The sequence below is a fragment of the Pseudomonas sp. Marseille-Q1929 genome, assembly GCF_017316265.1.
GTDB lineage: Bacteria > Pseudomonadota > Gammaproteobacteria > Pseudomonadales > Pseudomonadaceae > Aquipseudomonas.
In genome coordinates this window covers 456397-481603 of the sequence record NZ_JAFLWU010000001.1, presented here as the reverse complement: position 1 = coordinate 481603, position 25207 = coordinate 456397, and the positions used below count along the sequence as shown (strand labels likewise).

Annotated in this window: 21 protein-coding genes and 1 other RNA gene; 18 read left to right on the top strand and 4 right to left on the bottom strand. The window is 61.2% G+C overall.

What is annotated here, in order from left to right:
• Nucleotides 1-146 precede the first annotated feature (146 nt).
• The 18 genes from rsmI to lpxC all read left to right on the top strand — a co-directional run bounded on the left by rsmI (nt 147) and on the right by lpxC (nt 19664).
• Entirely contained in the window at nt 147-1052 is a 906-nt protein-coding gene (rsmI, locus tag J1G37_RS02175) for a 16S rRNA (cytidine(1402)-2'-O)-methyltransferase (RefSeq protein ID WP_207040030.1), read from the top strand.
• A 96-nt stretch (nt 1053-1148) separates the two neighbouring features.
• Nucleotides 1149-1502: RNase P RNA component class A (gene rnpB, locus J1G37_RS02170), an RNA gene on the top strand.
• 355 nt (nt 1503-1857) lie between these two features.
• The gene (gene mraZ / locus J1G37_RS02165; protein ID WP_003171868.1) at nt 1858-2313 is read left to right on the top strand and encodes a division/cell wall cluster transcriptional repressor MraZ; all 456 of its coding nucleotides are present in this window, start codon (nt 1858-1860) and stop codon (nt 2311-2313) included.
• Nucleotides 2314-2315: 2 nt separating this feature from the next.
• Entirely contained in the window at nt 2316-3257 is a 942-nt protein-coding gene (gene rsmH, locus J1G37_RS02160; RefSeq protein WP_085986532.1) for a 16S rRNA (cytosine(1402)-N(4))-methyltransferase RsmH, read from the top strand.
• Complete coding sequence (gene ftsL, locus J1G37_RS02155) at nt 3254-3547, top strand: cell division protein FtsL (RefSeq protein ID WP_017738702.1); 294 nt, start codon at nt 3254-3256, stop codon at nt 3545-3547. The genes rsmH and ftsL overlap by 4 nt, the downstream gene beginning before the upstream one ends.
• Nucleotides 3547-5289: a penicillin-binding protein 2 gene (locus tag J1G37_RS02150; protein ID WP_207040205.1), complete on the top strand. Its 1743-nt coding sequence runs from the start codon at nt 3547-3549 to the stop codon at nt 5287-5289. The genes ftsL and J1G37_RS02150 overlap by 1 nt, the downstream gene beginning before the upstream one ends.
• Nucleotides 5289-6752, top strand: a complete 1464-nt coding sequence (locus J1G37_RS02145; RefSeq protein ID WP_207040029.1) for a UDP-N-acetylmuramoyl-L-alanyl-D-glutamate--2,6-diaminopimelate ligase — start codon at nt 5289-5291, stop codon at nt 6750-6752. Before J1G37_RS02150 ends, J1G37_RS02145 begins: the two co-directional genes overlap by 1 nt.
• Nucleotides 6745-8115: a UDP-N-acetylmuramoyl-tripeptide--D-alanyl-D-alanine ligase gene (murF, locus tag J1G37_RS02140; protein WP_207040028.1), complete on the top strand. Its 1371-nt coding sequence runs from the start codon at nt 6745-6747 to the stop codon at nt 8113-8115. Before J1G37_RS02145 ends, murF begins: the two co-directional genes overlap by 8 nt.
• Entirely contained in the window at nt 8115-9197 is a 1083-nt protein-coding gene (mraY, locus tag J1G37_RS02135) for a phospho-N-acetylmuramoyl-pentapeptide-transferase (RefSeq protein ID WP_017738698.1), read from the top strand. Before murF ends, mraY begins: the two co-directional genes overlap by 1 nt.
• A gap of 6 nt (nt 9198-9203) precedes the next feature.
• Entirely contained in the window at nt 9204-10550 is a 1347-nt protein-coding gene (gene murD, locus J1G37_RS02130; protein WP_207040027.1) for a UDP-N-acetylmuramoyl-L-alanine--D-glutamate ligase, read from the top strand.
• A gap of 8 nt (nt 10551-10558) precedes the next feature.
• A complete protein-coding gene (gene ftsW, locus J1G37_RS02125; protein WP_207040204.1) occupies nt 10559-11770 on the top strand; it encodes a putative lipid II flippase FtsW in 1212 nt (403 codons plus the stop codon).
• Complete coding sequence (gene murG / locus J1G37_RS02120; protein ID WP_207040026.1) at nt 11760-12830, top strand: undecaprenyldiphospho-muramoylpentapeptide beta-N-acetylglucosaminyltransferase; 1071 nt, start codon at nt 11760-11762, stop codon at nt 12828-12830. Before ftsW ends, murG begins: the two co-directional genes overlap by 11 nt.
• A complete protein-coding gene (gene murC, locus J1G37_RS02115) occupies nt 12823-14271 on the top strand; it encodes a UDP-N-acetylmuramate--L-alanine ligase (RefSeq protein WP_207040025.1) in 1449 nt (482 codons plus the stop codon). Before murG ends, murC begins: the two co-directional genes overlap by 8 nt.
• Complete coding sequence (locus J1G37_RS02110; protein ID WP_207040024.1) at nt 14268-15224, top strand: D-alanine--D-alanine ligase; 957 nt, start codon at nt 14268-14270, stop codon at nt 15222-15224. The genes murC and J1G37_RS02110 overlap by 4 nt, the downstream gene beginning before the upstream one ends.
• Nucleotides 15225-15229: 5 nt before the next feature.
• Complete coding sequence (locus J1G37_RS02105) at nt 15230-16099, top strand: cell division protein FtsQ/DivIB (protein ID WP_026137037.1); 870 nt, start codon at nt 15230-15232, stop codon at nt 16097-16099.
• A gap of 15 nt (nt 16100-16114) precedes the next feature.
• Nucleotides 16115-17377, top strand: coding sequence for a cell division protein FtsA (ftsA, locus tag J1G37_RS02100; RefSeq protein ID WP_017738691.1), 1263 nt, complete (start codon nt 16115-16117; stop codon nt 17375-17377).
• Between the two features lie 66 nt (nt 17378-17443).
• A complete protein-coding gene (gene ftsZ, locus J1G37_RS02095; RefSeq protein ID WP_017738690.1) occupies nt 17444-18640 on the top strand; it encodes a cell division protein FtsZ in 1197 nt (398 codons plus the stop codon).
• Between the two features lie 112 nt (nt 18641-18752).
• Complete coding sequence (gene lpxC, locus J1G37_RS02090; protein WP_003171886.1) at nt 18753-19664, top strand: UDP-3-O-acyl-N-acetylglucosamine deacetylase; 912 nt, start codon at nt 18753-18755, stop codon at nt 19662-19664.
• Nucleotides 19665-19859: 195 nt separating this feature from the next.
• On the opposite strand, the gene J1G37_RS02085 is transcribed toward lpxC, so the two are convergent.
• The 4 genes from J1G37_RS02085 to J1G37_RS02070 all read right to left on the bottom strand — a co-directional run bounded on the left by J1G37_RS02085 (nt 19860) and on the right by J1G37_RS02070 (nt 25203).
• Nucleotides 19860-21353 (bottom strand): sensor domain-containing diguanylate cyclase, encoded by a 1494-nt coding sequence (locus J1G37_RS02085; protein ID WP_207040023.1) that lies wholly within the window; start codon nt 21351-21353, stop codon nt 19860-19862.
• An 86-nt stretch (nt 21354-21439) separates the two neighbouring features.
• Nucleotides 21440-22762, bottom strand: coding sequence for an OprD family porin (locus J1G37_RS02080; protein WP_207040022.1), 1323 nt, complete (start codon nt 22760-22762; stop codon nt 21440-21442).
• 409 nt (nt 22763-23171) lie between these two features.
• Entirely contained in the window at nt 23172-24536 is a 1365-nt protein-coding gene (locus tag J1G37_RS02075; RefSeq protein WP_207040021.1) for a heavy metal sensor histidine kinase, read from the bottom strand.
• Nucleotides 24526-25203, bottom strand: a complete 678-nt coding sequence (locus J1G37_RS02070; RefSeq protein ID WP_017738686.1) for a heavy metal response regulator transcription factor — start codon at nt 25201-25203, stop codon at nt 24526-24528. The genes J1G37_RS02075 and J1G37_RS02070 overlap by 11 nt, the downstream gene beginning before the upstream one ends.
• Between the last annotated feature and the right edge of the window lie 4 nt (nt 25204-25207).

The following is a 25207-nucleotide window of genomic DNA, read 5'->3' as shown; positions in this document are numbered from 1 at the left end:
ATCAAATTAGCGTGGAATTGTACCCAAGCACTGGCCCAGGCGCGATGTTACTGGCGTGAAACCGTCGAATTAGGTCGTGCAAATGTTGCCGGCAGCCATCTGCGGCTGACCGTGAGGGCATATTATCGAGGCGCCTACGCGCTACAATGCGATTTTTCCCAACCATCGAGGTGTGCGTTTTGACTGCTCCAGGTCCTTTGAATTCCACTGCAGGCTCGCTTTTTGTCGTGGCGACGCCCATTGGCAACCTGGACGACATCAGTGCCCGGGCGCTGAAAGTGTTGCGTGACGTTAAATTGATCGCGGCCGAAGACACGCGGCACTCCCAACGCTTGATGCAGCATTTTGGTATCAGCACGCCACTCGCTGCCTGTCACGAGCACAACGAACGCGAAGAAGGCAGCCGTTTTATCGTGCGCCTGCTGGCCGGTGACGATGTGGCACTGATCTCCGATGCGGGCACGCCGTTGATCTCCGATCCGGGTTATCACCTGGTGCGCCAGGCGCGGGCTGCTGGTATCAATGTAGTGCCTGTTCCGGGGGCGTGCGCGCTGATTGCTGCTTTGTCAGCGGCGGGCCTGCCGTCGGACCGCTTTATTTTCGAAGGTTTCCTGCCGGCCAAGGCCGTGGGGCGGCGTGCGCGCCTTGAGGCGGTAAAGGAAGAACCGCGCACATTGATCTTCTATGAAGCGCCCCATCGCATCCTTGAATGCTTGCAGGATATGGAACTGGTATTCGGCGGCGAGCGCCTGGCGCTGCTGGCCCGCGAGCTGACCAAGACCTTCGAAACCCTCAAGGGCCTGCCTTTGGAAGAGCTGCGCGCCTTTGTCGAGGGTGACAGCAACCAGCAGCGCGGCGAGTGTGTAGTGCTGGTCGCAGGCTGGACGGCGCCGGAAAGCGAAGACGCCGTGGGTAGCGAAGCCATGCGCATCCTCGACCTGTTGCTCAAGGAGATGCCCCTCAAGCGTGCCGCTGCGCTGGCGGCGGAAATTACCGGTCTGCGCAAGAATGTGTTGTATCAGGTTGCGCTGGATAAACAGAAAGCCGAATAGTTCAGGGGCGAAAGCTGTATTTCGTCTGAACGTGATAGCAATTCTGAACTTTTATTACTTGTCCTAAGTCCGCCGTGCCGTTAACCTGCGCGGCGGAGAGTCGATTGGACAGTCGCTGCCCTCTATGAAAATTAGGGGGGGGAGGAAAGTCCGGGCTCCATAGGGCGAAGTGCCAGGTAATGCCTGGGAGGCGTGAGCCTACGGAAAGTGCCACAGAAAATAACCGCCTAAGCACTTCGGTGCCGGTAAGGGTGAAAAGGTGCGGTAAGAGCGCACCGCACGACTGGCAACAGTTCGTGGCTAGGTAAACCCCACTTGGAGCAAGACCAAATAGGGTCCCAAGGCGTGGCCCGCGCTGGGACCGGGTAGGTTGCTAAAGGTGTCCAGTGATGGCCATCGTAGACGAATGACTGTTCAAGACAGAACCCGGCTTACAGATCGACTCTCCACCTTTTTTCCTTCTGTCCGAATCTCGGGCAGAAACCCGGTAGTAACGCAAGAATCCCTCCCTGCCGAATCATTGGCAGATGCATCTTCGTAATACCAAAAAAATCTTACTCTTAATAAATTACTTTAACTTTGAGCCATAGCTCTTTGAGCTGTTTGTGCTTGTTGGGTCAAAAACATCGCCAAACTCTCGTTTCTCCTCCCTTTACGCTCCTAAATCTCCGTTCTGTAAGGCTTTTCCTTGAATCCGCGCCTTGACGGTGTGGTGGGCGCATTCCTATAGTGTGCGCAAGTGGCGGAAAGTGGCACAAAGTGGGTTTTTTGAACGTAAAACGCTAAAATTTGGAGAAACGCATCTGTGTTTCGCGGAGCTAACGCTATCAGTCTCGATGCAAAAGGCCGTCTCGCTATGCCGAGCCGGTATCGTGACGAGCTGATTTCGCGAAGTTCCGGGCAGTTGATCATCACGATCGATGCCGTTGACCCTTGTTTATGTGTTTACCCCCTCGATGAGTGGGAGCTGATTGAAACCAAGTTGCGTGCCCTGCCTTCATTGCGTGAAGAAAACCGCCGCCTGCAGCGTTTGCTGATTGGTAACGCCGTCGACCTCGAGCTCGATGGCAGTGGTCGTTTCCTGGTGCCGCCGCGTTTGCGCGAGTACGCCAAGCTGGACAAGCGCGCAATGCTGGTGGGCCAACTGAACAAGTTCCAATTGTGGGACGAAGATGCCTGGGATGCTGTTTCTGCAGCTGACCTGGCTGCTATTCAACAACCGGGCGCCATGCCTGATGAACTGCGTGATTTGATCCTGTGACTATTGATAGCGGCTTTAACCACATCACCGTATTGCTTGACGAAGCCGTTGAGGCTCTCGCCGTGCGCGCGGATGGTTGCTATCTGGATGGCACATTCGGCAGGGGCGGGCATAGCCGGTTGATACTCAGCCAGCTCGGGTCCGACGGTAAACTCCTCGGGTTCGACAAAGACCCCCAAGCGATTGCCACCGGGCAAGCGCTAGCGGCCGAAGACGGCCGCTTTGTCGTTGTGCAGCGCAGCTTTGCCGAGCTGGGTGCCGAAGTGGCCGAGCGCGGCATGGCAGGCAAGGTGGCCGGGGTTTTGCTCGACCTGGGTGTGTCTTCGCCACAGCTTGACGACCCTGAGCGCGGCTTCAGTTTCATGAACGATGGCCCCCTCGACATGCGCATGGACCCGACCCGGGGCATCAGTGCTGCACAGTTCATCGCCACCGCGCCCCACGAAGAAATCACTCGCGTATTCAAGGAATACGGCGAAGAGCGCTTCGCCGGCCGCATGGCCCGTGCCGTGGTCGAGCGCCGTGAGATCCAGCCGTTCGAGCGCACCGCCGACCTGGCCGAAGTGCTGAAAGTCGCCAACCCGGCGTGGGAAAAGGGCAAGAACCCGGCAACCCGCGCGTTCCAGGGCCTGCGCATTCACGTCAACAACGAATTGGGCGATCTGGAAGCGGGCCTCGAAGCCGCGCTGGACGCCTTGGAAGTGGGCGGTCGCCTGGTGGTGATCAGCTTCCACTCCCTCGAAGACCGTATCGTCAAGCTGTTCATGCGTCGCCTGGTCAAGGGTGAGTCCGACAACCTGCCGCGCAACCTGCCGGTACGTTTCGAAGCCTTTGTGCCGAAAATCAAAATCCATGGCAAAGCGCAGTTCGCTTCCGAAGCCGAACTCAAGGCCAACCCACGCTCCCGCAGCGCTGTCATGCGCGTTGCCGAGAAGCTGCGGTGAGCAAGCTTTTTGCCAAGCCCCTCCCGGGCGGCAGCTTCTTCATGATGCTGCTGTACGTCGGCGTGCTGGTGTCCGCGATTGCGGTGTCCTACAGCGCCCACTACAACCGCCAATTGCTCAACACCCTGTATGGGGAGTTGAGTGTGCGTGACAAGGCGCAAGCGGAATGGGGCCGGCTGATCCTGGAACAAAGCACCTGGACGGCCCATAGCCGTATCGAAGTGCTGGCCACCGAACAGCTGAAAATGCACATCCCTGGCGCGGCCGAAGTCCGCATGGTGGCGCCATGATGAAACTCGAAGGCGCACTCTACCCATGGCGCTTCCGCCTGATGCTCGGCTTGCTGGCATTGATGGTGGGCGCGATTGCCTGGCGGATCATCGACCTGCAAGTGGTCGATCGCGACTTCCTGATCGGCGAGGGCAATGCCCGCAGCCTGCGTCATATCCCGATTCCTGCGCACCGCGGCCTGATCACCGACCGTAACGGCGAGCCCCTGGCCGTCAGTACCCCGGTGACCACCCTGTGGGCCAACGCCAAGGAATTGCAGGTGGCCAAGGATCGCTGGCCGGCACTGGCCAGTGCCCTTGGTCAAGACCCGAAAGCCCTGAGCGAACGCCTGGAAGCCCAGGCCAACAAAGAATTCATCTACCTTGTTCGCGGCCTCACCCCTGAACAGGGTCAGCAAGTGCTCGACCTTAAAGTCCCCGGTGTCTATGGCATCGAGGAATTCCGCCGTTTCTACCCAGCCGGTGAAACCACCGCCCATATGGTCGGTTTTACCGATATCGACGACCACGGTCGCGAAGGCGTGGAGCTGGCCTACGATGAATGGCTGGCCGGGGTTCCCGGCAAACGACAAGTCATCAAGGATCGGCGCGGCAGACTGATCAAGGATGTCCAGGTCACCAAAAACGCCAAGGCCGGTAAGCCCTTGGCGTTGTCGATTGACCTGCGCCTGCAATACCTGGCCAACCGCGAGCTGCGTAACGCGATCATCGAGAACGGCGCCAAGGCCGGCAGCCTGGTGATCATGGACGTGAAGACCGGCGAGATCCTCGCCATGGTCAACCAGCCGACGTACAACCCGAACAACCGTCGCAACCTGCAACCGGCGATGATGCGTAACCGCGCGATGATCGACGTGTTCGAACCGGGTTCGACCATGAAAGCCATCTCCATGAGTGCCGCCCTCGAAACCGGGCGCTGGAAGCCCAGCGACAAGGTCGAGGTGTATCCGGGCACCTTGCAGTTGGGCAAATACACCATTCGTGACGTGTCCCGCACCGAAGGTCCAGTGCTGGATCTGACAGGTATCCTGATCAACTCCAGTAACGTGGGCATGAGCAAGGTCGCCTTCGATATCGGCGGCGAAACCATCTACCACCTGGCGCAGAAGATCGGCCTTGGCCAACCCACCGGCCTCGACTTCCCTGGCGAGCGCGTGGGCAACCTGCCGAACTACCGCGACTGGAAAAAAGCCGAGACCGCCACGCTGTCCTATGGCTACGGCCTGTCGGTGACCGCGATCCAACTGGCCCACGCTTTCTCTGTATTGGCGAACAATGGGCGCATGGTTCCGCTGAGCCTGATCCATGTCGACGAAGCGCCGAAAGCTACCCAGGTGATTCCGGAAAACGTCGCCAAGACCATGCAAGGCATGCTGCAACAAGTGATCGAAGCACCGCGCGGCGTGTTCCGTGCGCAGGTGCCGGCGTATCACGTGGCAGGCAAGTCCGGTACCGCGCGTAAAACGTCGGTGGGTACCAAGGGCTATGCCGAAAACTCCTATCGCTCGCTGTTCGCCGGCTTTGGGCCGATGAGCGACCCGCGCTACGCCATCGTCGTAGTGATCGATGAACCGAGTAAAGCAGGCTACTTCGGTGGCCTGGTATCGGCGCCGGTGTTCAGCAAAGTGATGTCCGGCACCCTGCGCCTGATGAACATCACGCCGGACAACCTGCCGCCGACCCAACAAGCGAACGCCGGACCACCGGCCGCTGCCGTAAAAGCCAATGGAGGGCGCGGCTGATGTCTCTTAGCCTGAACAAGATTTTCGCCCACGCTGGCCGCGATCTGCTGATCCGCGAGCTGAGCCTGGACAGCCGCAATGTGCGTGCCGGTGACCTGTTCCTGGCCGTGCCGGGCGGCAAGGTCGATGGCCGTGACCATATCGCCGATGCCTTGCAGCGTGGTGCGGCGGCGGTGGCTTATGAAGTGGAAGGCGCCACCGTGCTGCCGATCACCGACGTGCCGTTGATTCCGGTCAAGGGCCTGGCCAAACAACTGTCGGACATCGCCGGGCGTTTTTATGGCGACCCGAGCCGTCACGTCAATCTGGTGGGCGTCACCGGCACCAACGGCAAGACCAGCGTGACCCAGTTGGTCGCCCAGGCCTTGGACCTGCTCGGTCAGCACTGCGGCATTATCGGCACCCTTGGCACCGGTTTTTATGGCGCGCTGCACAGCGGCCTGCACACCACGCCGAACCCGATTGCCGTGCAAGCGACCCTGGCCGACCTGAAAAAGGCCGGCGCCAAGGCGGTTGCCATGGAAGTCTCGTCCCACGGACTGCATCAGGGCCGCGTTGCTGCGTTGGCCTTTGACGTGGCGGTGATGACCAACCTATCCCGCGATCACCTGGACTACCACGGCACCATGGAGGCCTACGCCGCCGAAAAGGCCAAGCTGTTTGCCTGGAATGACCTGAAGTGCCGGGTGGTGAACCTGGACGACGAATTCGGTCGCCAGTTGGCGGCGCAAGACCATGAGTCGCGCCTGATCAGCTACAGCCTGGAAGATTCCAGTGCGTACCTGTATTGCCGCGACGCCCAATTTAACGACGAGGGCGTGCGCGCCACGCTGGTGACGCCGCAAGGCGAGCACCATCTGCGTAGCACCCTGCTCGGTCGCTTCAACCTGAGCAACGTCCTCGCCGCCGTTGGCGCGTTGCTCGGCCTGGATTACGCCCTCGACGAAATCCTGCGGGTGCTGCCCAAGCTGGAAGGCCCGATCGGTCGCATGCAGCGCCTGGGTGGCGGTTCGCAGCCGCTGGTGGTGGTCGATTACGCCCACACCCCGGATGCCCTGGAAAAAGTCCTGGTTGCCCTGCGCCCACACGCCAAGGGCAAATTGCTCTGCCTGTTCGGCTGCGGCGGTGACCGTGATCGCGGCAAACGCCCGTTGATGGCCGAGATCGTCGAGCGCCTGGCCGATGGTGTGCTCGTCACCGACGACAACCCGCGCAGCGAAGACCCGAGCCAGATTTTCGATGACATCCGTGGCGGCTTCAAAGACGCGTCCAAGGTGACGTTTGTCGCCGGACGTGGCGCCGCCATTGCCCAGCTGATTGCCTGCGCCGGTGTGGATGACGTCGTGGTACTGGCCGGCAAGGGCCACGAGGACTACCAGGAAATCAACGGCGAACGCCATGCCTTCTCCGATCTGGTCGAGGCCGATCACGCCTTGACCGCCTGGGAGGTCGCCCATGCTTAAGGCGATGACATTCAGCGAACTGACCCAGGCCCTGGCGGCCCGTGTACTGTCGAGCGATTGCAGCTTCGACGGTGTCAGTATCGACAGCCGCAACATCAAACCGGGCCAATTGTTCGTCGCCTTGGCGGGCCCGCGTTTCGATGGGCACGACTACCTGAATGACGTCGCTGCCAAAGGTGCCGTGGGCGCCTTGGTGCAGCGCGAAGTAGCAGATTCCACCTTGCCGCAATTGCTGGTCGCCGATACCCGCTTGGCCCTGGGCCAGTTGGGTGCGCTGAACCGTGCTGCGTTCGATAAGCCTGTTGCCGCCATCACCGGCTCCAGCGGCAAGACCACGGTCAAGGAGCTGCTTGCCGGCATCCTGCGCACGCGCGGCCCAGTGCTCGCTACCCGTGGCAACCTGAACAATGATTTTGGCGCACCGCTGACCCTGCTCGAACTGGCTCCGGAACACACGGCGGCCGTCATCGAGCTGGGCGCGTCGCGCATTGGCGAAATCGCCTACACCGTGGCGCTGACCAAGCCCCACGTGGCGATCATCAACAACGCCGGTACCGCCCATGTTGGCGAGTTCGGCGGCCCGGAGAAAATCGTCGAAGCCAAGGGCGAAATCCTTGAAGGCCTCGATGCCTCGGGCACCGCCGTACTGAATCTGGACGACAAGGCCTTCGAGACCTGGCGTGTACGCGCCGCCGGTCGCAAGGTCCTGACGTTTGCCGTGCGCAATGCCGCGGCTGATTTCCATGCTTCCAGCATCACCGTTGATGCCCGCGGTTGCCCGTCCTTCACCTTGCACACCCCGCAAGGCAGCGAGCAGGTGCAGTTGAATCTGCTGGGCAACCATAACGTCGCCAATGCCCTGGCCGCTGCCGCTGCCGCCCACGCCCTGGGCGTGTCGCTGTTTGGTATCGCGACCGGCCTGGGCGCTGTGCAGCCGGTCAAGGGCCGTACCGTGGCGCAGTTGGCGACCAATGGCATGCGGGTGATCGATGACACCTACAACGCCAACCCGTCTTCCATTAACGCCGCCGTTGATCTGCTGAAGGGCTTTGCCGGGCGCAAGGTTCTGGTGCTGGGCGATATCGGCGAGCTGGGCGACTGGGCTGAGCAAGGCCATCGTGAAGTCGGTGCCTACGCCGCCGGCAAGGTCGACGCGCTGTATGCCGTGGGTACAAACATGGCCCACGCGGTCAACGCCTTCGGCCCCGGCGCACGCCATTTCGCGACCCAGGCCGAACTGATCCAGGCGCTGACTGCGGCCGAACAAGACAAACAAACCACTATTTTGATCAAGGGATCGCGCAGCGCGGTGATGGAAAACGTCGTCGCGGCCTTGTGTGGCTCAAGTACGGAGAAACATTAATGCTGCTGCTGCTGGCTGAGTATCTGCAACAGTTCCACAAAGGCTTCGCGGTCTTTCAGTACCTGACCCTGCGCGGGATCCTGGGTGTGCTGACCGCGCTGTCGCTGTCGCTGTTTTTGGGGCCGTGGATGATCCGCACCCTGCAGAACCTGCAAATTGGTCAATCGGTTCGTAATGACGGCCCGCAGTCGCACCTGTCCAAATCCGGCACCCCGACCATGGGCGGCGCGCTGATCTTGTCGTCCATCGGCATCAGCACCTTGCTCTGGGCGGACCTGCACAACCGCTACGTGTGGACAGTGTTGTTGGTGACCCTGTTGTTCGGCGCCATCGGCTGGGTCGATGACTACCGCAAGGTGATCGAGAAAAACTCGAAAGGCCTGCCAAGCCGCTGGAAGTATTTCTGGCAGTCGGTGTTCGGCCTGGGTGCAGCGATTTTCCTGTTCATGACCGCGCCAAGTGCGGTGGAAACCACCCTGATCATCCCGATGCTAAAGGACGCCAGCATTCCACTGGGTGTCGGCTTCGTGGTGCTGACCTATTTCGTGATCGTCGGCTCCAGCAACGCGGTGAACCTCACCGACGGCCTCGACGGCCTGGCGATCATGCCGACGGTGATGGTGGGCGGCGCGCTCGGCATCTTCTGCTACCTGTCGGGTAACGTGAAATTCGCTGAATACCTGCTGATCCCCTATGTACCGGGCGCAGGTGAACTGATCGTATTCTGCGGCGCGCTGATCGGTGCCGGCCTGGGCTTCCTGTGGTTCAACACCTACCCGGCGCAAGTGTTCATGGGCGATGTCGGCGCACTGGCGCTCGGCGCCGCCCTGGGCACCATCGCCGTGATCGTGCGTCAGGAAATCGTGCTGTTCATCATGGGCGGTGTGTTCGTGATGGAAACCCTGTCGGTAGTCATCCAGGTGGCCTCCTTCAAGTTGACCGGGCGCCGCGTGTTCCGCATGGCGCCGATTCACCACCACTTTGAACTCAAGGGCTGGCCTGAGCCGCGTGTGATCGTCCGTTTCTGGATCATCACCGTGATTCTCGTGCTGGTCGGCCTTGCCACCCTGAAACTGAGGTAGAAACGAGTGTCCCTGATCGCTTCAGACCACTTCCGCATCGTTGTCGGCCTCGGCAAGAGCGGCATGTCCCTGGTTCGCTTCCTGGCGAACCGGGGCACGTCGTTTGCCGTGGCCGACACGCGGGAAAATCCACCGGAGCTGGTCACGCTGCGCCGTGACTACCCGCACGTGGAAGTGCGTTGTGGCGAGCTGGATGTCGAGTTTCTGTGCCGTGCCGACGAGCTCTACGTGAGTCCCGGCCTGGCCCTGGCGACACCGGCCCTGCAAGCCGCCGCCGCGCGTGGCGTGAAGCTGTCCGGTGACATCGACCTGTTCGCGCGCAACGCGAAGGCGCCGATCGTGGCCATCAGCGGTTCCAACGCGAAAAGCACCGTGACCACCCTGGTCGGCGAGATGGCGGCTGCGGCCGGCAAGCGCGTGGCCGTGGGCGGCAACCTCGGTGTGCCGGCACTGGACCTGCTCAGCGATGACGTCGAGTTGTACGTGATGGAGCTGTCGAGCTTCCAACTGGAAACCACCCACGACCTCGGCGCCGAAGTGGCCACTGTGTTGAACGTGAGTGAAGACCACATGGACCGCTACAGCGGGCTGCCGGCCTATCACCTGGCCAAGCACCGGATCTTCCGTGGCGCAAAACAGTTCGTGGTCAACCGCCAGGATGCCCTGAGCCGTCCGCTGATGGGCGAGGGCATGCCTTGCTGGACCTTCGGCCTCGGCAAACCCGACTTCAAAGCCTTTGGCATTCGGGAAGAGAACGGCGAGAAATACCTGGCCTTCGAATTCCAGAACCTGATGCCGGTGCGCGAGCTGAAAATCCGTGGCGCCCATAACCAATCCAACGCCCTCGCGGCGCTGGCACTTGGGCATGCCGTGGGCCTGCCGTTCGATGCCATGTTGTCGGCCCTGCGCAGCTTCGGCGGCCTTGAGCATCGCTGCCAATGGGTGCGCGAACTCGATGGCGTCAACTATTACAACGACTCCAAGGCCACCAACGTTGGCGCCGCATTGGCTGCCATCGAAGGCCTGGGTGCCGACATCGACGGCAAGCTGGTGCTGATCGCCGGTGGCGATGGCAAGGGCGCCGACTTCAAGGACCTTAAAGGCCCGGTCGCCGCACATTGCCGCGCCGTGGTGCTGATGGGCCGCGATTCCGACCTGATCGCCGCCGCCCTCGGCGACGCGGTGCCGCAAGTGCGCGCCACGTCCCTGGACGACGCGATTGCCCAGTGCAAGGCCCTGGCCCAGCCGGGCGATGCGGTGCTGCTGTCGCCGGCGTGCGCCAGCTTCGACATGTTCAAGAACTACGAAGAGCGCGGCCAGTTGTTCGCCCGCGCCGTGGAGGCGCTGGTATGAGCCTCGGTCTGAGAAACATCATCAAGCCGTACCCGTCGCCGATCATCACCGGTCGCGGTATCGACCTCGACTTCCCCATGCTCGCCGGTTGCCTCGCGCTGCTGGGCCTGGGCCTGGTGATGATCACCTCGGCATCGTCCGAAGTGGCCGCCGTGCAGTCGGGCAACACCCTGTACATGATGATCCGTCACTTGGTGTACCTGGTGATCGGCCTTGGTGCGTGCGTCGTCACCATGATGATCCCCATCGCTACCTGGCAGCGCTTGGGCTGGTTGATGCTGATCGGCGCGTTCGGCTTGCTGATCATGGTGATCCTCCCCGGCATCGGCCGTGAGGTGAACGGTTCGATGCGCTGGATCGGCTTCGGCGCGTTCAACGTGCAGCCGTCGGAAATTGCCAAGGTGTTCGTGGTGATTTACCTCGCCGGTTACCTGGTGCGGCGCCAGAAAGAAGTGCGCGAAAGCTGGATGGGCTTCTTCAAGCCGTTCATCGTGCTGCTGCCCATGGCCGGCCTGTTGCTGATGGAGCCCGACTTCGGTGCCACGGTTGTAATGATGGGCGCGGCGGCGGCGATGTTGTTTCTCGGTGGCGTTGGGCTGTTGAGGTTTGCCTTGATGGTTGTACTGGCGGTGGTGGCGGTTTACCTGCTGGTCCTGGCACAACCCTATCGTATGGCCCGTCTGATTACCTTTACCGACCCCTGGTCCGACCAGTTTGGCTCCGGCTACCAATTGACCCAGGCGCTGATTGCCTTTGGTCGGGGCGGTTGGTTGGGGGTAGGGCTGGGCAACAGTGTGCAGAAGCAGTTTTACCTGCCGGAAGCTCACACTGACTTCGTATTCTCGGTACTTGCCGAAGAGCTCGGCGTAGTGGGTTCGTTATGCACGGTCGCGCTGTTTGTATTTGTCTGCGTGCGTGCGCTGTACATAGGCCTGTGGGCCGAGAAAGCCAAGCAGTTTTTCGCCGCGTACGTTGCATATGGGTTGGCGTTTCTTTGGATCGGCCAGTTCCTGATCAATGTCGGGGTAAATATCGGGCGGCTGCCGACCAAGGGCCTGACCCTGCCGTTCCTCAGTTACGGCGGCAGTTCATTGGTCATTTGCTGCATCTGCCTAGGCTTGTTGCTGCGCATCGAGTGGGAGAGTCGAACCCACTTGGGCAGCGAAGAGATGGAATTCAGTGAGAGCGATTTTGCCGAGGAGCCACCCCATGGGCGCTAACGTGCTGATCATGGCAGGCGGCACCGGGGGCCATGTGTTCCCGGCCTTGGCGTGTGCGCGTGAGTTCCAGAACCGTGGCTACACCGTGCACTGGTTGGGTACGCCGCGCGGTATTGAAAACGACTTGGTGCCGAATGCCGGCTTGCCGCTGCACTTGATCAACGTCAGCGGCCTGCGTGGCAAGGGCAAGTTGTCCCTGCTCAAGGCGCCGTTCGTGTTGCTCAAGGCGGTGTGGCAGGCGCGCAAGGTAATTCGCGAATTGCAGCCGGTGTGTGTGCTGGGCTTTGGTGGTTATGTGACCGGCCCGGGTGGCGTCGCCGCCAAGCTCGCCGGTGTGCCGGTGATCGTGCACGAGCAGAACGCCGTGGCTGGGACCGCCAACCGCCTGTTGGTGCCCTTGGCTGCACGGGTGTGCGAGGCCTTCCCGAAGACTTTCGATGCATCGGACAAACTGCGCACCACCGGCAACCCGGTGCGTACCGAACTGTTCATGGACATTGCTCGCGAAGCACTGAGCGGGCGCAAGGCGCACCTGCTGATCATGGGCGGCAGCCTGGGCTCCGAGCCCTTGAACAAACTGCTGCCGGAAGCCCTGGCGCAACTCCCTGTGGAATTGCGTCCGGAGGTCTTCCATCAGGCCGGTAAAGATCATGGTGAAGTCACCGCCTCGCGCTATCGCGAAGCCGGTGTCGAGGCGAACGTACAGCCCTTCATCAAAGACATGGCCCAAGCCTATGGCTGGGCCGACCTGGTGGTCTGCCGCTCCGGCGCGCTGACCGTCAGTGAACTGGCCGCCGCCGGTCTGCCGTCCTTGCTGGTGCCTTTGCCCCACGCAATCGACGATCACCAGACCCGCAACGCCGAATATTTGGCCGGGGAGGGCGCTGCCTTCCTGCTGCCGCAAAGAACGACTGGCGCCGCCGACTTGGCCGCACGCCTGACCGAGGTTTTGATGCAACCGGAACGACTCAACAACATGGCGAGCACCGCAAGCCGCCTGGCCAAACCTGACGCAACCCGCACCGTGGTCGATATCTGCCTGGAGGTGGCCCATGGTTGAGAATCAAAAAGCCATGCCACAACCCGAGATGCGCCGCATTCGTCGAATCCACTTCGTCGGTATCGGCGGCGTGGGCATGTGCGGCATTGCCGAAGTGTTGCTGAACCTGGGCTACCAGGTGTCCGGCTCGGACTTGAAAGAGTCGCCGGTTACCGATCGCCTGAAAAGCTTCGGCGCCCAGATCTTTATCGGCCACCGTGCCGAGAACGCCGCCGAAGCCGATGTGCTGGTGGTGTCCAGCGCCGTGAACACTTCCAACCCGGAAGTGGCCACCGCACTTGAGCGCCGTATTCCGGTGGTGCCACGTGCCGAGATGCTGGCCGAGCTGATGCGTTATCGTCACGGCATCGCCGTCGCCGGTACCCATGGCAAGACCACCACCACCAGCCTGATCGCCTCGGTGTTCGCCGCCGGTGGCCTGGACCCGACCTTTGTGATCGGTGGCCGCCTGAATGCAGCCGGCACCAATGCACAACTGGGCACCAGCCGTTACCTGATCGCCGAAGCCGATGAAAGTGACGCGAGCTTCCTACATCTGCAACCGCTGGTCGCCGTGGTCACCAACATCGACGAAGACCACATGGCCACCTACGACGGTGACTTCAACAAGTTGAAGAAAACCTTCGTCGAGTTCCTGCATAACCTGCCGTTCTACGGTTTGGCCGTGGTGTGCCTGGACGACCCGGTGGTGCGTGAAATCCTGCCTCAGGTCAAGCGCCCGACCGTGACCTACGGCTTCAGCGAAGACGCCGACGTGCGTGCGATCAATGTGCGCCAGGAAGGCATGCAAACCTTCTTCACCGTGCTGCGTCCTGACCGCGAGCCGCTGGATGTGTCGGTGAACATGCCGGGCAACCACAACGTGTTGAATTCCCTGGCGACCATCTGCATCGCCAGCGACGAAGGTGTCAGCGATGAAGCCATCGTTGAAGGCCTGTCGCGCTTTGCCGGCGTGGGCCGGCGCTTCCAGGTCTACGGCCAGTTGCCGGTAGAAGGCGGCGACGTGATGCTGGTGGACGACTACGGTCACCACCCCACCGAAGTCGCGGCCGTGATCAAGGCCGTGCGTGGTGGCTGGCCGGAGCGTCGCCTGGTGATGGTCTACCAGCCGCACCGCTACAGCCGTACCCGCGATCTGTATGACGACTTCGTCAATGTATTGGCCGATGCCAACGTGCTGCTGCTGATGGAGGTGTACCCGGCCGGTGAAGAACCGATCCCGGGCGCCGACAGCCGCAAGCTGTGCAACAGCATCCGCCAGCGTGGCCAGTTGGACCCGATCTACATCGAGCGTGGCGTGGACCTGGCGCCAATCGTCAAGCCGCTGCTGCGTGCCGGTGACATCCTGCTGTGCCAGGGCGCCGGTGACATTGGTGGCCTTGCCCCGAAATTGCTGGCGAGCCCGTTGTTTGCCGCCGCCGAGAAGGGGAAGTCGAAATGATCACTGACTACGCCTCCCTGTTTTCGAAAATTGCGCCTGCCGACTTCGGCCGCGTAGCGGTGTTGTTCGGCGGCAAAAGCGCTGAACGCGAAGTGTCGCTCAAGTCCGGCAATGCCGTGCTCGAAGCCCTGCAAAGTGCCGGCGTGAACGCCTTCGGTATCGACGTGGGCGATGACTTCCTCGCCCGCCTGCAGGCCGAGAAAATCGACCGCGCCTTCATCATCCTCCACGGCCGTGGCGGTGAAGACGGCAGCATGCAGGGCCTGCTGGAATGCGCCGGCATCCCGTACACCGGCAGCGGCATCCTTGCTTCCGCGCTGGCCATGGACAAGTTGCGCACCAAGCAGGTGTGGCACAGCCTGGGCATTCCAACCCCGCGTCACAGCGTTTTGTGCAGCGAAGACGATTGTATTTCTGCAGCCAAGGAACTGGGCCTGCCTTTGATCGTCAAACCTGCCCATGAAGGCTCCAGTATCGGCATGGCCAAAGTGAACTCGGCCGCCGAATTGATCGACGCATGGAAAGCGGCAAGTACCTACGACTCACAAGTGTTGGTGGAACAGTGGATTCAAGGTCCTGAGTTCACCATCGCCACCCTGCGTGGCCAGGTGTTGCCGCCTATCGCATTGGGCACGCCCCACACCTTTTACGACTACGACGCCAAGTACGTGGCCTCCGATACCCAGTACCGGATCCCGTGTGGCCTCGACGCAACCAAGGAACAGGAATTGATGGACCTCACGGCGAAAGCCTGTGAGGCGCTGGGTATCGCCGGTTGGGCGCGGGCAGACGTGATGCAGGATGACCAAGGGAATTTCTGGTTCCTGGAAGTCAACACCGCACCGGGCATGACCGATCACAGCCTGGTACCCATGGCTGCTCGTGCAGCGGGCCTGGACTTCCAGCAGTTGGTGCTGGCGATCCTTGCAGCAAGCATTGAGCCTAGAGGCTAACGGACATGAACGGCGCATCGCTTCGACATCAGCAACCCCCAGCACCCGGCCGCAAGCCGGTGCCACGGGGTGCCAGCCGCATGGTGGCTAAAGAGCCGATGTCGGCGCGCCTGCCGAAAGCCAACTTTGGTTTTCTCAAGGCGCTGTTCTGGCCGGTGTTGCTGGTGGTGCTGGGCTTCGGCACCTACGAGGGCGCGCAGCGCCTGTTGCCGTATGCCGACCGGCCGATCACCAAGATCAGCGTGCAGGGTGACTTGAGCTACATCAGCCAGCAGGCGGTACAGCAGCGCATCGGCCCGTACCTGGCGGCGAGCTTCTTTACCATCGACCTGGCCGGTATGCGCGGTGAACTGGAACAGATGCCGTGGATCGCCCACGCCGAAGTCCGCCGCGTCTGGCCGGACCAGGTAACGATCCGCCTGGAAGAGCAACTGCCCGTGGCCCGTTGGGGTGATGAAGCGCTGTTGAACAACCAGGGGCAGGCGTTCACCCCGCGTGAACTGGCCAACTACGAGCACCTGCCGCAGTTGTTCGGGCCGCAGCGGGCGCAGCAGCAAGTGATGCAGCAGTACCAGGCCTTGAGCCAGATGCTGCGGCCCATGGGCTTCTCCATTGCACGCCTGGAATTGCGTGAACGGGGCAGCTGGTTTTTGACCACCGGGGCCGGCAGTTCCGGCCCGGGCATCCAGTTGTTGCTGGGACGCGACCGCTTGGTGGAAAAGATGCGCCGCTTTATTGCCATCTATGACAAGACCTTGAAAGAACAGATTACGAACATTGCGAGCGTCGACCTGCGTTACGCCAACGGCCTTGCCGTCGGCTGGCGTGAACCGGCTGCGCCCACGGCAGCGCAACCCGCTGTCGCGAAGAATTAAGAAGAGGCAGGACCCATGGCAAACGTGCAAAGCGGCAAAATGATCGTCGGTCTCGATATCGGCACCTCCAAGGTGGTGGCGCTGGTCGGCGAGGTCGGAGAAGACGGCGTAATCGAGATCGTCGGTATCGGCACGCATCCGTCCCGGGGCCTGAAGAAGGGCGTGGTGGTGAATATCGAGTCCACCGTGCAATCGATCCAGCGCGCCATCGAAGAAGCGCAGCTGATGGCCGGTTGCCGGATTCACTCGGCGTTCGTTGGCGTGGCGGGCAACCATATCCGCAGCCTGAACTCCCACGGCATCGTCGCGATCCGCGACCGTGAAGTCAGCGCCGCCGACCTTGAACGTGTACTCGACGCTGCCCAGGCCGTGGCGATCCCGGCTGACCAGCGCGTGCTGCACACCCTGCCGCAGGACTACGTGATCGATAACCAGGAAGGCGTTCGCGAGCCCCTGGGCATGTCGGGCGTACGTCTGGAGGCCAAGGTTCACGTGGTGACCTGCGCCGTCAACGCCGCACAGAACATTGAAAAATGCGTGCGCCGCTGCGGCCTGGAAATCGACGACATCATTCTGGAGCAGCTGGCATCGGCTTACTCCGTGCTGACCGACGACGAAAAAGAACTGGGCGTGTGCCTGGTGGACATCGGCGGCGGCACCACCGACATCGCGATCTTCACCGAAGGTGCGATCCGTCACACCGCCGTAATCCCGATTGCCGGTGACCAGGTGACCAACGACATCGCCATGGCGCTGCGCACACCGACCCAGTACGCCGAAGAAATCAAGATCCGCTACGCCTGCGCCCTGGCCAAACTGGCCGGCGCCGGCGAGACCATCAAGGTGCCAAGCGTGGGCGACCGTCCACCGCGCGAACTGTCGCGCCAGGCCCTGGCCGAAGTGGTCGAACCGCGCTACGACGAGCTGTTCACCCTGATCCAGGCTGAGCTGCGTCGCAGCGGCTACGAAGATTTGATCCCGGCCGGCATCGTGCTGACCGGTGGCACCTCGAAGATGGAAGGCGCGGTCGAACTGGCCGAGGAAATCTTCCACATGCCGGTGCGCCTGGGCGTGCCCCATGGCGTCAAAGGCCTGGGCGACGTGGTGCGCAACCCGATTTATTCCACTGGCGTGGGCTTGCTGTTGTACGGCCTGCAAAAGCAGACCGACGGCATTTCCCTGTCGGGCCCGAGCATCCGCGACAGCTACCGCAGTGACGACGAGGCGAAAGCGCCGTTGTTCGAGCGTCTGCAAGCGTGGGTCAAAGGCAATTTTTAAAGATTTACCGCAACACCGCTGGAAGCAGTAGGCGAAAAAACTAGAGAAAACGAAAGGAGAGGGAACATGTTCGAACTCGTAGACAACATCCCCGCAAGCCCGGTCATCAAAGTGATCGGTGTCGGCGGTGGCGGCGGCAACGCTGTCAACCATATGGTCAAGAGCAACATTGAAGGCGTTGAATTCATCTGCGCCAACACTGATGCCCAGGCGCTGAAAAGCATCGGCGCGCGGACCATCCTGCAATTGGGCACCGCGGTGACCAAAGGCCTCGGCGCTGGCGCCAACCCGGAAGTCGGCCGTCAAGCCGCCCTGGAAGACCGCGAGCGTATTGCCGAAGTGCTGCAAGGCACCAACATGGTGTTCATCACCACGGGCATGGGCGGCGGTACCGGTACCGGTGCTGCACCGATCATTGCCGAAGTGGCCAAGGAAATGGGCATTCTGACGGTTGCTGTCGTGACCCGTCCGTTCCCGTTCGAAGGCCGCAAGCGCATGCAGATCGCCGACGAAGGCATCCGTCTGCTGTCTGAAAGCGTCGACTCGTTGATCACCATTCCCAACGAGAAGCTGCTGACTATCCTGGGCAAGGACGCGAGCCTGCTGTCCGCATTCGCCAAGGCTGACGATGTACTGGCCGGTGCCGTTCGCGGTATCTCCGACATCATCAAGCGCCCGGGCATGATCAACGTCGACTTTGCCGACGTACGTACCGTGATGAGCGAAATGGGCATGGCGATGATGGGCACTGGCTGCGCCAGCGGTCCGAACCGTGCACGTGAAGCCACTGAAGCGGCCATCCGCAACCCGTTGCTGGAAGACGTGAACCTGCAAGGCGCACGCGGCATCCTGGTGAACATCACCGCCGGTCCTGACCTGTCCCTGGGTGAGTACTCCGACGTGGGTAGCATCATCGAAGCCTTCGCGTCCGAGCACGCCATGGTCAAAGTCGGTACCGTTATCGACCCGGACATGCGCGACGAACTGCACGTGACCGTGGTTGCAACCGGCCTGGGTGCCAAGATCGAGAAGCCTGTAAAGGTCATCGACAACACCCTGCACACCAGCCAGGTCAGCCAAGCGGCTGCTGCTCCAGCGCCTTCGCGCCAGGAACTGCCGTCGGTGAACTACCGTGACCTGGACCGTCCGACCGTGATGCGCAACCAGGCTCAGGCCGGTGCTGCGGCGTCCCGTAGCCCGAATCCGCAAGATGACCTGGACTACCTGGACATCCCGGCATTCCTGCGTCGTCAGGCCGATTGATGGAATGTATCAGGGCTATGAAGGTGATTGGTGTTCAGCAAAGGTCTGGTCTGCTATTATCGCCAGCCTTTGTTGATACCAGTTCGCAATTTGCGCTCAAGCGGTCCAAGCCATGATTAAACAACGCACCCTGAAGAATATTATCCGTGCCACAGGTGTAGGTCTGCACTCCGGGGAGAAGGTATACCTGACCCTCAAACCTGCACCTGTCGACACCGGCATCGTGTTTGTTCGTGCCGACCTGGACCCTGTGGTGCAGATTCCTGCTCGCGCGGAAAACGTTGGCGAAACCACCATGTCGACCACATTGGTCAACGGTGACGTCAAAGTGGACACGGTGGAGCACTTGCTCTCGGCCATGGCTGGCCTGGGCATCGATAACGCCTACGTCGAGCTCTCCGCGTCTGAAGTCCCGATCATGGATGGTAGCGCTGGACCTTTCGTATTCCTGATTCAATCTGCCGGCCTGGAAGAACAGGACGCAGCCAAGAAGTTCATTCGCATTCTGCGGGAAGTGACAGTAGAAGACGGCGACAAGCGCGCCACCTTCGTCCCGTTCGAAGGCTTTAAAGTGAGCTTTGAGATCGATTTCGATCACCCGGTATTCCGTGACCGCACCCAAAGTGCAAGCGTGGATTTTTCCAGCACTTCGTTCGTAAAAGAAGTCAGCCGCGCCCGTACCTTTGGTTTCATGAGTGACATCGAGTACCTGCGCAAGCACAACCTCGCACTCGGCGGCAGCGTTGAAAACGCCATTGTGGTCGACGCGGATGGTGTACTGAACGAAGACGGCCTTCGCTATGAAGACGAATTCGTGAAGCACAAGATCCTCGATGCAATCGGTGACCTCTACCTGCTGGGCAATAGCCTGATAGGCGAGTTCAAAGGCTTCAAGTCGGGCCACGCCCTTAACAACCAGCTGCTGCGCAAGTTGATTGAGCAGACAGACGCTTGGGAAGTCGTGACCTTCGAAGATGCCAGCACCGCACCGATCTCTTACATGCGTCCCGTTGCGGCGGTGTAAGTAACAACTCTCTTTCTTTAGTTTTGAAAGGCTGCCTTCGGGTGGCCTTTTTTTATGCCTGCGGTTCGAGCGCTATGGAGATCAAAAATGTGGGAGCGGGCTTGCTCGCGAATGCGGTGGATCAGTTACAGATGCATTGACTGACACACCGCTTTCGCAGGCAAGCCAGCTCCCACATTGGACCTCATTCACATGTCAGAGGGTCGCAGCATCCACAATCCGGTTGCGCCCGGTGTGCTTGGCCTCATACAGCGCCTGGTCCGCACTCAACAACAGCGCCTCCAGCGACAAGCGGCTGCGTTTGTCCCACGTGCTCAAGCCAATGCTCACCGTGATCGGCCGCTCATCGCCCGCCACCCGCGGCAAATGTTCGATGCTGCTGCGGATATGTTCGGCAATCACCTCGGCGCCCTTGGCATCGGTATGCGGCAGCACCACCGCAAACTCCTCACCGCCATAGCGTGCCGCCAAGTCGGCGGGGCGGCGGATATTGGTGCCGATCACCTGGGCCACGGTGCGCAACGCTTCATCGCCGCCATGATGGCCGTGGCGGTCGTTAAAGGCCTTGAAGTGGTCCACGTCGATCATCAGCAGTGTCAGCGGTTCGGTTGAGCGTTGCGCGCGGTCCCATTCCAGGCGCAGGCGCTCGTCGAGGATACGGCGGTTGGCCAACCCGGTGAGGGCGTCGGTGGCTGCCAGTTCTGACAGCACGCGCTCCGTGCGATAACGGCGGCGCAGCTCCCGACGCAGCATCCAAGTCAGCCACAACAAGCCGATACACAGCACGCCGGTGGCGCCGGCGGTCAACAGTGCAGCGCGCTCCCAGGGGGCGAACACGTCTTCGCTGGACAGGGCCACCACCACGAGCAGTGGTAGTTCACCGACGTTGCTGAAGGTGTACAAGCGCTCTTTGCCGCTCATGGAGGAGATCGCCCGGAAACTGCCTTCACCCTCACGCAGCATGCGTTTGAAGTTGGGGCGGTCGCTCAGGTCCTTATCGATCATGTCGCGTTCCAGCAGCGGCTGCTGGGCGAGGAGAATGCCGTGGGTGTTCATCAGGTTCACGCTGCTGCCATTGCCGATGGTCAGGCGGTTGAATAACTGATCGAAATACGCCAGGCGCATGGTTGCCACGGCAACCCCGGCAAACTCCCCGTCCGGCCCCGATACGCGCCGGCTGAACGCAATGCGCCACACTTGATCGCAGGCGCAGCGGATCTTGAACGGGCGGCTGATAAACAGGCCTGCCTGGGCGTTGTTCTGATGAACCTGGAAGTAATCGCGGTGGGCGAAATTGCGCGGCGTTGGCCACAGCGTCGAAGAGTCGGCAACCACCGCGCCATTGGCGTCCAGTAACAGCACTTCGCCTTTGAAGGGCGCCGCCGTGGATTGATCAAACTGCACCAAGTGCCGGATATCCGCCGGCACCTGCGCCAAGTCCTTGCGCGTGGTGGCAGCGATCAGCCCTTGCAGCGCCATGTCGTAGAGTTCGACGTTGCGCAGCACATCGGCATTGATCAGTTGGGTAATGTTGGTGGTGGCGCGCTTGGCGGCCTGCAGGGTGCTGGCGTGTTCGCGGATCAGCAGCGCCGCGACGATGACCATGATAAGGGCGACAGTGAGGCCACTGCCCAGCAGCAGCAATAGCTCTGGGCGTAAAGGCAGGGTACGACCACGGTCTTGGCTCATCGGGCAGGCTTCAGCACTTGGGATGCTGGCAGTTTAGTGCTACCCGATGAAAATTAAATAGTTGGTTAAGAAAGAAAGTTCGCGGGTCAGAACACGTTGATCGGATAGTCGACGATCACGCGGTATTCATCCACGTCATTGTCCACCGCCGAATAACCGTTGCTGCCACGGTTGGTCGCCCATTGCAGGCGCACGGCCAGGTCTTTGGCCTTGCCGCCTTGCACCACATATTTGAGGTCGATATCCCGTTCCCAGTGCTTGGCGTCCTTGCCATCGGCGCTGTACCAGCGGCTGTAGCCACGGCTTTGCGGGTCGACTTTGGTCAGGTCGGTCTTGCCGCTGATGTAGGACACGGCCGAGGTCAGGCCAGGCAGGCCGAGGCCGGCGAAGTCGTAGGCGTACTTGAGCTTCCACGAGCGTTCGTTGGGGCCGTTGAAGTCCGAGTATTGCTGGGAGTTGTCCAGGTACACGCTGTCGCCCTGGGAGATGTAGTCGAACGGCGTGTTGCCGTTGACCCGCTGGTAGGCGGCGGTGACGCTGTGATGACCGACGCCGACGGTGAAGTGCAGGCTGTAGGTGTTGTTGTCGATATCGCCCAGCAGCGATTGGCCGGTGTCTTGGGTGTGGTAGTAGTGCAGGCCCGGGTTGAGGCTGACCAGGTCGTTCAGGGCGTAGGTGTAGTCCAGGTCGTAGTAGTACTGGTTCCACACATCCTTGAGTTCAGAAGCGTAGAGGTTGCTGGTCAGCCCGGGGATACCGCTGAATGACACACCTGCCCAGTTGATGTGCTGGGCGTCGGTATGGCTGGGCAGGGCCCCGTAGCTGGTGCCGATGCGCTGGTGGCCGCTCTGGTTGTAGAGCTTGGTGAAGCTGGCCTGGCCGCCTTCGAACATCCAGCCGTCGAAACTGTGGTTGTTCAAGCTGACGCCACGAAAGGTCTGCGGCAGCATGCGTGTCATGCCGCCGGCGATCACCGGGTTGTTGAGGAACAGGTCGCCGGCCTTCAACTCGGTGTCGAATGCGCGGATTTTCAAGGTGCCGCCGGCGGTCGAGAACGAGCCGGGCGCTTTGCCGTTGCCACCGCCGTAGGGAAGGATGCTGGAGCCGTCGGTGCCGCCACCGCCGTCGAGCTTGAGGCCGAGCATGGCGTGGGCGTCCAGGCCAAAGCCGACGGTGCCTTGGGTGTAGCCGGATTCAAAGGTGCCGAGAAAACCCTGGCCCCATTCCTTGCTGTCATCGGTGTGAGTATCGCGACGGTCGCGGTTCATGTAGTAGTTGCGGGTGTTGATCGTGAGGTGGGAGCCTTCGACGAAACCGTCGGCGGGGGTGGTGTCTGCCGCGTGGGCGAGAGGGGCGATCGTTGCTGCAATCGCCAGGAATAGCGGGGTGAACGTCAGCGAGTTCTTCACCGGTGGGGCTCCTTTGGTCAATCGAAAACGGCCATGTCGTGGGGGTGTTCCTGGCCTTTTTTACGGCAAAAAAAAGCCGCTGAAGTCAGCGGCTTTAAAACAGATTCCCAGTGTAGAGCCCTGGAAATAAGTCGAGGGAAATTCGGGTAAGCGGATAACTGTCTTTGCCGTCGCGCTCATCGGTGCGTCAAATTAACGCAGGCGAGCGGTGCGATACAGAGTGTAACAAGATAATGACTGTTGCCCAAATCGCAACAGTTAGCGCGACAGTCATCGCAATGGAGATCCAGTGTGGGAGCTGGCTTGTCGGGTCGCCGCATCGCTGCGATGGCGCCGTGTCAGTTGACCCATGTATCACTGACCCACCGCTATCGCAGGCAAGCCAGCTCCCACATGTTGACCGAGGTGTTCAGACGGGCAGGGTGATACCAAAGGTATTGCCGCCGCCTTCGCTGCGTACGAACACATCACCGCCATGCATCAGCGCAATCGCCTTGACGATGGCCAGGCCCAGGCCGTGATTGCCGCCGCTGTTGCTGCGCGAAGCGTCGACTCGATAGAACCGCTCGAACAGCCGTGGCAAGTGCTCGCTGGCGATCACGTCGCCAGGGTTGGTCACCGCGATTGCCACGCGGTTCGCCTGCACGTCTATCTTCACGTCGATGACCTGCCCCGGCGCGGTGTGCTGCACCGCATTGCTCAGCAGGTTGATCAAGGCCCTGCGCAGGTGGGCTCTTTCGATGTGTACCGTAGCGTCACCGCGTACGCGCACCTGGACCCGGGCGTCTTCAAGGATGAAGTCCAGGTAATCGAGGGTGGTTGCCACCTCGTCGGCCAGCGAGCTTTCAATCAGCTTGGTGGCCTTGCTGCCCTGGTCGGCGCTGGCGAGGAACAGCATGTCGTTGATGATCGAACGCAGGCGCTCCAACTCTTCGAGGTTGGATTGCAGGACCTCGAAATAGTGCTCCGCCGAGCGGCCGCGCGTCAGCGCCACTTGGGTCTGGCCTATCAGGTTGGTAAGCGGCGAGCGCAGCTCATGGGCCACGTCGGCGTTGAACGATTCCAGGCGCGAGTAGGCCAGTTCCACACGATCCAGCGTGGCGTTGAACGAGTTGACGAACTGGCTCAGCTCCGGCGGCAGCGGTGACAACTGCAAGCGCCCGGAGAGTTTTGGCGGTGCCAGTTTTTGCGCTTCATCCGAGAGTTTACCCAGCGGCTTGAGGCCGATTCGCGACACCCAGAACCCCAGCAGCGCAGCCAGCACCACACCGACAAGCGCCAGGCCGATCAGCGCCATCAGCAACTGATGTTGGGTGGCGTGGAAATTTTCCGTGTCGATGGCAATGATGAAACGCAACGGCGGCCGCTGGTCCTTGGCCGGAAACTGGCTCACCAGTGCCTTGAACGGATGGTCGTACCCAGGCTGACGCAAATCGCGCTTACCGCTTGCGCCTTCGGCAAAGGCGCGAATCTGCGCATCGGGGTTGCCATATTCGTAGGACGGATCGCTGCTGACCACCCAGAATCGGATGCGCTTGTCTTCTTCACTGAGCAGCTTGAGCTTGGTGGTGATCTTGGCCCAGTGATCGGGCGTGCCGAAGCGACCCACCGAGGACTCCAGCACGCTGTAGCGCGCATCCAGTTCAGCCTCCGGCAACAGGCCCAGGCCTCGGTCCACCTGTTGGTACAGCACGCCGCCGATCAAGACGAAAATCAACAGCGCCACCAGGGTGAACATGCCGCTCAGGCGCAGCGCGATTGAGTTAGCCGACACTGCGACTCTCCAGCACATAACCCATGCCCCGAATGGTGTGCAGCAATTTTTGTTCGAACGGCCCGTCCAGCTTGGCGCGCAGGCGCTTGATCGCCACTTCCACCACGTTGGCATCGCTGTCGAAATTGATGTCCCAGACCATCTCCGCAATCGCGGTCTTGGACAGGATCTCGCCCTGGCGTCGCGCGAGCACGCTGAGCAGCGAGAACTCCTTGGCGGTCAGGTCCAGGCGCAGGCCATTGCGACTGGCCTTGCGGCTGATCAGGTCGATCCACAGGTCGGCGACCGTGACCTGCACCGGTTCATGGCCACCGCTGCGGCGGGTCAGGGCTTGCAGGCGCGCCACCAGTTCCAGGAAGGAAAACGGTTTGCCCAGGTAATCATCAGCGCCTTCACGCAGGCCGCGAATGCGGTCCTCCACACGTTCGCGGGCGGTGAGCATGATCACCGGCGTCTGCTTGCGGGCGCGCAACGCACGCAATACGCCAAAGCCATCCAGGCCTGGCAGCATCACGTCGAGCACGATCACCGCGTAGTCGTTCTCCAGTGCCAGGTGCAAACCCTCGACGCCTTCGCGCGCCACATCGACGGTGTAGCCTTGCTCCGTCAGGCCGCGGTGCAGGTAGTCCGCGGTTTTTTCTTCATCTTCAATAATCAGGACGCGCATGAGC

What these genes read in the sequence shown, in the direction of transcription:
- rsmI (WP_207040030.1), top strand. Translation starts at nt 147, where the DNA reads ATGCGATTTTTCCCAACCATCGAGGTGTGCGTTTTGACTGCTCCAGGT.
- J1G37_RS02150 (WP_207040205.1), top strand. Translation starts at nt 3,547, where the DNA reads ATGAAACTCGAAGGCGCACTCTACCCATGGCGCTTCCGCCTGATGCTC.
- J1G37_RS02145 (WP_207040029.1), top strand. Translation starts at nt 5,289, where the DNA reads ATGTCTCTTAGCCTGAACAAGATTTTCGCCCACGCTGGCCGCGATCTG.
- murF (WP_207040028.1), top strand. Translation starts at nt 6,745, where the DNA reads ATGCTTAAGGCGATGACATTCAGCGAACTGACCCAGGCCCTGGCGGCC.
- mraY (WP_017738698.1), top strand. Translation starts at nt 8,115, where the DNA reads ATGCTGCTGCTGCTGGCTGAGTATCTGCAACAGTTCCACAAAGGCTTC.
- murG (WP_207040026.1), top strand. Translation starts at nt 11,760, where the DNA reads ATGGGCGCTAACGTGCTGATCATGGCAGGCGGCACCGGGGGCCATGTG.
- murC (WP_207040025.1), top strand. Translation starts at nt 12,823, where the DNA reads ATGGTTGAGAATCAAAAAGCCATGCCACAACCCGAGATGCGCCGCATT.
- J1G37_RS02110 (WP_207040024.1), top strand. Translation starts at nt 14,268, where the DNA reads ATGATCACTGACTACGCCTCCCTGTTTTCGAAAATTGCGCCTGCCGAC.
- J1G37_RS02105 (WP_026137037.1), top strand. Translation starts at nt 15,230, where the DNA reads ATGAACGGCGCATCGCTTCGACATCAGCAACCCCCAGCACCCGGCCGC.
- ftsA (WP_017738691.1), top strand. Translation starts at nt 16,115, where the DNA reads ATGGCAAACGTGCAAAGCGGCAAAATGATCGTCGGTCTCGATATCGGC.
- ftsZ (WP_017738690.1), top strand. Translation starts at nt 17,444, where the DNA reads ATGTTCGAACTCGTAGACAACATCCCCGCAAGCCCGGTCATCAAAGTG.
- lpxC (WP_003171886.1), top strand. Translation starts at nt 18,753, where the DNA reads ATGATTAAACAACGCACCCTGAAGAATATTATCCGTGCCACAGGTGTA.
- J1G37_RS02085 (WP_207040023.1), bottom strand. Translation starts at nt 21,353, where the DNA reads ATGAGCCAAGACCGTGGTCGTACCCTGCCTTTACGCCCAGAGCTATTG.
- J1G37_RS02070 (WP_017738686.1), bottom strand. Translation starts at nt 25,203, where the DNA reads ATGCGCGTCCTGATTATTGAAGATGAAGAAAAAACCGCGGACTACCTG.